The following is an 8091-nucleotide window of genomic DNA, read 5'->3' as shown; positions in this document are numbered from 1 at the left end:
CGGAGCAGGCTGCCAGATGGCCCCGGGGAAGACTTTTCTTTTCTCACACAATGACATGACGTCACTGGCGCGCCGTCTTGCTCATCTCCCGGTGGAGTCTCCCAAAATCATCGTGGTGGACGGTGTCTTCAGCATGGAAGGGGACATCATCAAGCTGCCCGAACTGGTGGCGCTGGCCAAGCAGTACAACGCCGCCGTCATGGTGGATGACGCGCATAGCATCGGCGTGCTCGGTGAGCATGGCTCCGGCACCGCATCGCATTTCGGCCTCGTGGATGACGTGCATCTCATCATGGGCACATTCAGCAAATCGCTCGCCAGTCTCGGCGGCTTCATCGCCGGGGAAGCGGACACGATCGACTACCTCAAGCACCACTCCCGCCCGCTCGTTTTCAGTGCCAGCATGAGTCCCGCGAATGTGGCCGCCGCGCTCGCCGCGCTACGCATCATGATCGCCGAACCCGAGCGCATGGTGCAGCTCTGGGCCAACACCGCTCGCATGAAGCAGGGTTTGCTGGCTCTCGGTTTCAAACTCGGCGCCACCGAGACACCCATCCTCCCGGTCTACGTCAATGACACGCTGAAGACCTTCATTTTCTGCAAACGCCTGCAGGATGAAGGCGTGTTCGTTAATCCCGTGATCCCGCCGGGTGTTCCTCCCGGTGAAGAACTGATCCGTGTCAGCCTCATGGCCACCCACACCTTCGCGCAGATCGACCGCGCCTTGGAGAAGTTCGAGAAGATCGGCAAGGAACTCGGCATCATTTAAAGTAGTCCGGTTGCGCCGCAACCGGTCCACTTCCTAGATCCCCATCACCTTCCGGATGACCCAGTCCAGCAGGCGGTCCGGCACGATCCGCACCAGCAGCGAACCCACCATGGAATCCAACCCCACGGGGTAGCGGGTGCGCGGCCGGCGGGATTCCAGCGCATGCGTCACCGCCTTGGCCACCCGTTCCGGTGGAATTGCCATCGAGGGGACTTTCTCCACCATCTTGCGCAGCGCGATGATGGGGGCTGAGTACAGCTTTTCGCACTCAGGGGGCATGCCCACGAAGAGTTGCTCCGCCGCCTCACGAGACTTGCTCCAGATCGGCGTCTTGATCGCTCCCGGCTGAATCAGCGCGACCAAGATCCCCCATGGCCGCAGCTCAATGCGCAGCGAATCCGCGATGGCCTCCAGCGCATGCTTCGTCGCCCCATAGCCTGCCAGAAACGGCTCGCACATGAACCCCGAATTGGAGCCCGTCAAAACGATGCGACCCCGGCTTGCTCGAATCAGCGGCATCACCGCCTGCGTCACCGCAATCAATCCCAGCACGTTGACGTCGAACTGCTTTTCAAAGGCTTCCATCGGCATGAATTCCAGCGGCCCTGCGAGAGCGATGCCGGCATTGTTCACCACACCCTGCAGCCCCGCCACACCGCACTGCACTCCAATCTCCTGCACCACCGTTTTGATTTGCTCGCGGTTGGTCACATCAAGGATGACTGGGATGATCTGCCCCTCGGCTCCTGCCAGGAGGGCCTCGCCATCCGCCACCTTGCGCACTCCGGCAAATACCCGCCAGCCGCGTCCCGCCAGCATGCGTGTGCAGGCTGCACCGATGCCTGTGGAAGCTCCCGTGATGAGGACATTGCGCGGCGCGGCGGTGCTGATGGCGGGCATGAGGAAAGGAGTAAAAAAGTGTGGTGGCAGGAAGCGCTGTTTAGCACAGCCGGGTGGGGCAGGAGGCCAAGGCTCGACGCTTGACCCATCTTGTCCAAAAAGCGAGTTCCGGCCGCTCTTTTCACCGCTCCTCCTTATGGGGCTTGCCCAGCGTCTCAGCCCACCAGCGCCGCCGAGGCAGGGCTGGGGGCGGCTTCTTCCTGGGTGTTCGCCGCGATCACACGCACTTCGATGAATTCTCCCGGCGGCAGGTTTTGCAGCAGCGTTTCGGTGCCCGGCACGGTGCTCAGGGTGGCAAAGTTGCCACCACCCATCATCCTCATTTGTACATGGTAGAGCAGGGCATGGAGGGCAGGGGGCCACTGCGCCCGGAGGGTGCCCTGACCCATGGCGGTGAGCATGACCTGCACCACCGACTCTGGCCGCGACTCCCCGACAGGCGGGTTCAGGCCGAAGCGCCGCCAGCGCACATCGTCAGCGGGTAGAAGCATGCCCAGCTCGTCGATCAGGCTGCGGAGGCGCTGCCGCAGACGCTTCAGCGTCGCGTTTTTCTTCTGCACGGCGGTTTCCAGGACAGACTTGTGGTGATCCACGGCCGCACGCACCCGCGAGAGGGATTCATGGGTGACCTCGCAGATCGCCGCCGTGGCCCGCATGTCCTGGCTTTCGTGCAGCGGATTCGCGGTGAAGTAGGCGGCCAGTTGCGCGAGCAGGGTCAGGCGCTTGGCGAAGACCTCGGGCACCCTCGTGGACCGGTCAGGAAAGCCTGCCGACTCCCACTGTTCATTGAAGCCATTGCCAAACAAGGCTGCCAGGCGGAGGCGACAGTGGCTTAGGATTCGTTCACTCTCCAAGTCCCTCTCCCGCAGCTCCCGCCGGAGCGCACTGCGTTCATTCTTCTGTTTGTCGACTTCAAACAGGGATGCATGGGAGTTGTCCAGCAACGGCTGCAGTAACGACGCTGGCGTATGCTTGACCCCGATCTCGCCCTCAAGTTCCAAGCATCCCTGCACAACCTGCCCGCAGAGAACCATCAGCTCGGCGTCATTAGTGGGTGTGGGATTGGTAGCCATGGCAGGAAGCCGACGGGTTTCTCCAAGGCAGTGCTTGATTGGAGAGGCAATCGTTCGCTCGCTCCCAGTTCTTTCTCAATGGTCATTAACCGATTGTCGGTGATAGGTTATTGAGAATAAGGTGACGAGCAGATGCTCTCTCAGATAGTTCACAGCTTCGTTGAATCAAACATATTGAAATACAGTGAGATATTGAGAAAACGACACGGTTGAAACGTTATGATTGTTCAGTTTCAATGCTCAATACTCACTCACCGATCATCGGTGAGTGAGTGCAAATTGATTCAATCTTCGATGTAAGACGGCCGGAGGTGAAGAAATGCCACAGGTTCAGACAAAACGAATCTATCGTTACTTAATTGCGCGGCCAAGATCAGACCGAAAGAGCCAACTCGCCAAGGTGAAACGATCAGATCGTTAAGCTTGTTTAATGTGTTAACGATTCAACCGTAAACTGATCTGGCACTGGCTGCACCCGTCATCACTTGCTTTTCGCTACGTGCACTTTGAAGGGTGAAACTATTCAAGCGTTATGAGTATAGAAGCTGACCTGTCGAATCTACTGCCGGGATTCCTCTCTTAATCCCCGCATTCATGATTCCGCCTCCGCTCCGTTGCCTGTCACCGGAATCCCGCTAATCATCCGCCATGCATTCACGTTCCGTCCTCAGTCTCGCGCTGTTCCTCCTGCTCCTTCTCCCGGCCTGCGCTATCAAGTATGGTCTGCCGACACGGGGTTACGATTATCCGGCGGGCTTGTCGGTTTTGGCGCCCCGGCTCGGCAATGCTGGCAATTACACGTACTACCCGCGTTACGAAGCCTACTACCACCACGACTCGAAGCAGTTTTACTACCCGAACGGCAAGAACTGGGATGTGAAGCCGACGGTGCTCAACAATTCCGCTCAGGAAATCCGCGCCACCCCCGGGGTGCCGTTTCAGCTCGACGCTCACCCATCGAAATACCATGAGCAGATCAAGCAGGCCTTTCCCATTGACTGGAGCCCCGGTAAAGGCCGCGCTGAAGAACCCTATGAGTTTGGCCACAGCGGCTGGGATCTGGACAACCGGTAGCCTGGGACTGGGTTTCTAGCTGAGCGCTTGACCCATCCTCCCTGCTGACCCACTCTCGCCCACATCATGGATCGTCTCATTTGCCTGCTTGGCCTGGTCGTGTTTGTAGCGCTGGCCTGGGCGCTTTCGGAAAAACGTCGGCTGTTTCCGTGGCGGGCGGTGCTGAGCGGTTTGGCGCTCCAGATGGTCTTTGGCGTGCTGATTCTGCGCACCCAGCTTGGCCACGATTCCTTTGCGCTGCTCGACAAAATGTTCCGCCGCCTGCTGGGCTTCGCCAATGAAGGCGTGGGCCTCGTCTTTGGCCCGCTGGGAGGACCGACCACCTTGCAGGCCGCGTTTGGTCCGAACAACGGCTTCATCCTCGCTCTGACGATCACTGGCAGCATCATCCTCGTCTCCGCGCTGTCTTCCTTTCTGTATCATTACGGCGTGCTGCAGTGGATCGTCAAAATGGCGGCCTGGGTCATGCGCCGTGTCATGCGCACCAGCGGCAGCGAAACCCTCGCGGCAGCCGCGAACATCTTCATGGGCCAGACGGAGGCCCCGCTCGTCATCAAGCCCTACCTCCCACGCATGACCCGCAGCGAGCTGCTCTGCCTCATGGTCGGCGGCATGGCGACCATCGCTGGCGGGGTGCTCGCCGCCTACGTGTCCTTTGGAATCTCCGCCGGGCACCTGCTCACCGCCTCCGTGATGAGCGCCCCTGCCGCGCTGATGATGTCAAAAATCCTGATTCCCGAGACCGAGGAAAGCGAGACCGCGCATGGTGCCGGAAAAGTCATCGAACGCGAAACGGAGAATGGCATCGATGCGCTCTGCTCGGGCGCGAGCGACGGCATGAAGCTGGCCATCAACGTCGTGGCCATGCTCATCGCCTTCGTCGCGGTGGTGGCGCTCTTCAATTACATGCTCTCGCTCGGCCTGCGCGCCTTCGGTCAAAACATCCCGCAGCCCCTGCAACTGGCGCTCGGCTGGCTCAATGCCCCCTGCGCCTGGCTCATGGGTGTGCCGTGGGCCGAGTGCGGTCAGGTGGGCGCGCTGCTGGGCGAGCGCGTGGTGCTGAATGAATTCTTCGCCTACCTGCACCTCAGCCAGCAGGGCGGGACGCTCTCGCCCCGCAGCGCGGAGATCGCCACCTACGCGCTCTGCGGCTTTGCGAACTTCGGCAGCATCGCCATTCAGATCGGCGGCATCGGGGCGCTGGTGCCTGAGCGCCGGGGAGAACTGGCCCAGCTCGGCATCAAATCCATGCTCGGCGGCCTGCTCGCCTGCTATTGCACCGCTTGTGTCGCCGGATTGCTGCTTTAAAGAGTGAGTCTGCATGTCCGCAACCACCGGCCTCCATGTCTCCGACCTCCGCTTTGCCTACTCGGCCGAGGGCTTTCGTGTGCATGTGCCGCAGCTTGAGCTCGCCTCCGGCAAGGCCCTCGCACTGGCCGGGCCCAGCGGGGCAGGGAAGTCCACCCTGCTGCGCCTGCTCACCGGGCTGCTGACACCCACGGCGGGCAAGGTCAGTCTCGGTGCCGCACAAATGGAAACGATGACCCACGAAGCTCGCCGCGCCTTCCGCCTGCAGCACATCGGCCTCGTCTTCCAGGACTTCGCGCTGCTCGACTACCTCACCGTCACCGAGAACATCCTCCTGCCGCATCAGTTCCGTGGAACAGCGAATGCGGCGGTCTGCACGAAGATGCTCGATCTCACCCAGCGCCTGCACATCGACCGCTACCTGGACAAGCGCGTCTCGCATCTCTCGCAGGGCGAGCGCCAGCGTGTCGCCGTGGCGCGTGCGCTCGTGCATGAGCCGCAGTTCGTCTTTGCGGATGAACCCACCGCCTCGCTGGATCCCGCACGTGGTCGCATCGTGGTGGACATGCTGCTCGAAGACACCCGCAGACGCGGCGCCTGCCTTGTGATGGTGACGCATGACCCCAATCTGCTTCCACTCTTTGATCAAACCGTGCGCATGGAGGATCTCGCCACCGCATGAGGGCCGCCTTTCATCTGGCCGCATGCTACGTGCTGCGGCATCGCATTCAGAGTGCGCTGCTCGCCGGTGCCCTCGGCCTCGTGTTCGCACTGCCGCTCTGCCTGCGCGTATTGATCGAGCACGCCCAGCAGGAACTTCGCGCCCGCGCCGCCGCCACGCCGCAGATCGTCGGCACACGCGGCAGCGCGCTCGATCTCATGATGACCGCGCTCTACTTCAAGCGCGAGAACCTCCTGCCGCTGCCCTTTGGCGCGCTCACCGAACTGCGGCACAATCATTCCGCCACCGCCATCCCGCTGCACGTCCGCTATCAGGCGCAGGGCGCCCCCATCGTGGGCACGGAGCTGGAATACTTTCCCTTTCGCGGCCTGCACCTCGCCGCTGGCAAACAGCTCAGCCGTCTGGGCGATTGCGTCGTCGGTGCCACCCTCGCCAAGCAGCGCGGACTGCAGCCCGGCGGCCACCTCTTCTCCACGCCCGAGCAGGCCTTCGACATGGCAGGTGTATACCCTTTGAAGATGCGCGTCACCGGCATCCTCACCCCGAACGGCACGCCCGATGACGAGGCGCTTTTTGTCGATCTGAAAACCTGCTGGCTCATCGAAGGCCGCTCTCATGGCCATGACGACCTCAAAAAAGATGAATCCGTCGTGCTGACAAAAGAGGAGGGCAACATCGTCGGCAACGCCGCCGTGCGCATGTTCAACGAAGTCACGGATGCCAACATCGCCTCCTTCCACTTTCATGGCGATGTCTCCACCTATCCCATCAGCGCTGTGATCCTGCTGCCGCAGGATGCCAAGGCCGAAGCCCTGCTCGCGGGGCACTACGCCCGCTCCAAGGAGCAGCAGCTCATCCGCCCGCGCGATGAAATGGAGGCGCTGCTCACCCAGCTCGTGCGCCTTGAGGGCTTTGCCGCCAGCGCCCTGCTGCTGACCGCCACGGCTGCGCTGCTTGTCACCGCGCTCGTCTTTGCGCTCTCCTTTCGCCTGCGCCAGCGCGAATTCGCCACCCTCGAAGACGTCGGCGTCTCGCGTGTCTCGCTCATCAGCGTCAAAGTCCTCGAAGTCCTCATCATCGGCCTCGCCGCCGCCGTGATCGGCCTCCTCCTCCTTCAGTTCTCCTCCTTCGCCGCACCGCATCTCCTGCGCTGGGCTCTCTAATAAACTTCCTTTTTCTTCCCTCTTTTCACCCGCCGCATGTCCTACCCCATCGACGCCCTCATTTACGCCCTGGATGTCAATCCCGACATCAGCACCGAAGGGCGCGTGCTCTTCCTGCGTGCCCAGGCACATCCCGCCTTGGAGCACTTCGAAGGCCGCCTCGTCTGCCAGCAGACCTGGAAGCCCAAGGCCAATCTCCTCCAGGCTGCTGGACACCGCGTGGAGCGCGAGGTCAATGGCCTCTTTGATCTCGTCCTCGTCCTCCCCGATCCGCAGCGCGATCTCATGGTGGCAGATCTCGCCCGCGCCCATGATCACCTCGCCCCCGGCGGCGTCCTCATGGCCGCCGTGCACAACGACGCCGGCAGCAAACGCTGCGAGCAGTACCTGCGCGAAGTCGCCGGGCAGATCACCTCCCTCTCCAAGCATCACAGCCGCGCCTTCTGGGCCACCAAGCAGGAAGGCAAGCCCTGGAAGGCCGACCTCCTCGAACGCTGGCGCCAGGGCGCTGCCATGCGCCGCATCCTCGATGGCCGCTTCTGGTCACGGCCTGGCCTCTTCAACTGGGACCGCATCGACGAAGGCTCCGCCCTCCTCGCCAAGCACCTGCCAGACACCATTGCAGGCAACGTCGCCGACTTCGGCAGCGGCTGGGGCTTCCTGAGCGATCACCTCCTGCGCACCTGCCACGACATCGATACCCTCGACATCTACGATGCCGACGGTGACTGCTTCGAATGCGCCCGACGCAATCTCGGCATCATCCCCACCAAGGTCAAAGCCCACCCCCACTGGCAGGACATCACCACCGGCTTTGATCGCACCAAGTTTGACACCGTCGTGATGAACCCCCCCTTTCACGAAGGGAAGGAAGTCGATCCCCTCATCGGCCTCAAATTCATCGCCGCCGCCGCCCAGGCTCTGCGACCCGACGGGCAGCTCTGGCTCGTCGCCAACCGCCAGCTCCCCTATGAGAACCTGCTGACCGAAGCTTTTACGCAGATGGACAAGATCGTCGAGACCGGCGGTTTCAAGGTCCTGCACGCGCAAAAACCCATCGTTCAGCCCAGCTATGTGCGTCGCGGCAAGCGCCGCCGCTGAATCCGACACAAAGAATCTCAC

8 protein-coding genes are annotated in these 8091 nt (G+C 61.8%); 6 read left to right on the top strand and 2 right to left on the bottom strand.

All coding sequences use genetic code 11. From position 1 onward, the window contains the following. A partial coding sequence (locus tag ACIREA_RS21170; RefSeq protein ID WP_397384345.1) for an aminotransferase class I/II-fold pyridoxal phosphate-dependent enzyme occupies positions 1-769 on the top strand: 769 nt, incomplete at its 5' end. A 33-nt stretch (positions 770-802) separates the two neighbouring features. Here the strand turns inward: ACIREA_RS21170 and ACIREA_RS21165 are convergent. Both ACIREA_RS21165 and ACIREA_RS21160 read right to left on the bottom strand, forming a co-directional pair. Continuing rightward, positions 803-1669, bottom strand: coding sequence for an SDR family oxidoreductase (locus tag ACIREA_RS21165; RefSeq protein WP_397384344.1), 867 nt, complete (start codon positions 1667-1669; stop codon positions 803-805). Positions 1670-1824: 155 nt separating this feature from the next. Then, positions 1825-2742, bottom strand: coding sequence for a fibronectin type III domain-containing protein (locus tag ACIREA_RS21160; RefSeq protein ID WP_397384343.1), 918 nt, complete (start codon positions 2740-2742; stop codon positions 1825-1827). A 648-nt stretch (positions 2743-3390) separates the two neighbouring features. Between ACIREA_RS21160 and ACIREA_RS21155 the strand changes: the two genes are divergently transcribed. The 5 genes from ACIREA_RS21155 to ACIREA_RS21135 all read left to right on the top strand — a co-directional run bounded on the left by ACIREA_RS21155 (position 3391) and on the right by ACIREA_RS21135 (position 8070). Next, on the top strand, positions 3391-3816 hold the full coding sequence (locus ACIREA_RS21155; protein ID WP_397384342.1) for a hypothetical protein: 426 nt from the start codon (positions 3391-3393) through the stop codon (positions 3814-3816). Positions 3817-3882: 66 nt separating this feature from the next. Then, positions 3883-5124 (top strand): NupC/NupG family nucleoside CNT transporter, encoded by a 1242-nt coding sequence (locus ACIREA_RS21150; protein WP_397384341.1) that lies wholly within the window; start codon positions 3883-3885, stop codon positions 5122-5124. Between the two features lie 13 nt (positions 5125-5137). Then, entirely contained in the window at positions 5138-5806 is a 669-nt protein-coding gene (locus ACIREA_RS21145; protein WP_397384339.1) for an ABC transporter ATP-binding protein, read from the top strand. Next, the gene (locus ACIREA_RS21140) at positions 5803-6969 is read left to right on the top strand and encodes an FtsX-like permease family protein (RefSeq protein WP_397384338.1); all 1167 of its coding nucleotides are present in this window, start codon (positions 5803-5805) and stop codon (positions 6967-6969) included. Before ACIREA_RS21145 ends, ACIREA_RS21140 begins: the two co-directional genes overlap by 4 nt. 36 nt (positions 6970-7005) lie before the next feature. Then, positions 7006-8070, top strand: a complete 1065-nt coding sequence (locus ACIREA_RS21135; protein ID WP_397384337.1) for a class I SAM-dependent methyltransferase — start codon at positions 7006-7008, stop codon at positions 8068-8070. The last annotated feature ends 21 nt before the right edge of the window (positions 8071-8091 follow it).

The sequence above is a fragment of the Prosthecobacter sp. genome, from assembly GCF_044373815.1.
GTDB lineage: Bacteria > Verrucomicrobiota > Verrucomicrobiia > Verrucomicrobiales > Verrucomicrobiaceae > Prosthecobacter.
The sequence above is the reverse complement of the archived record's forward strand: the minus strand, read 5'-3'. Positions and strand labels throughout refer to the sequence as shown.

Coding starts and splice junctions, on each gene's coding strand:
- ACIREA_RS21155 (WP_397384342.1), top strand. CDS start 3,391: ATGCATTCACGTTCCGTCCTCAGTCTCGCGCTGTTCCTCCTGCTCCTT.
- ACIREA_RS21160 (WP_397384343.1), bottom strand. CDS start 2,742: ATGGCTACCAATCCCACACCCACTAATGACGCCGAGCTGATGGTTCTC.
- ACIREA_RS21135 (WP_397384337.1), top strand. CDS start 7,006: ATGTCCTACCCCATCGACGCCCTCATTTACGCCCTGGATGTCAATCCC.
- ACIREA_RS21145 (WP_397384339.1), top strand. CDS start 5,138: ATGTCCGCAACCACCGGCCTCCATGTCTCCGACCTCCGCTTTGCCTAC.
- ACIREA_RS21140 (WP_397384338.1), top strand. CDS start 5,803: ATGAGGGCCGCCTTTCATCTGGCCGCATGCTACGTGCTGCGGCATCGC.
- ACIREA_RS21165 (WP_397384344.1), bottom strand. CDS start 1,669: ATGCCCGCCATCAGCACCGCCGCGCCGCGCAATGTCCTCATCACGGGA.
- ACIREA_RS21150 (WP_397384341.1), top strand. CDS start 3,883: ATGGATCGTCTCATTTGCCTGCTTGGCCTGGTCGTGTTTGTAGCGCTG.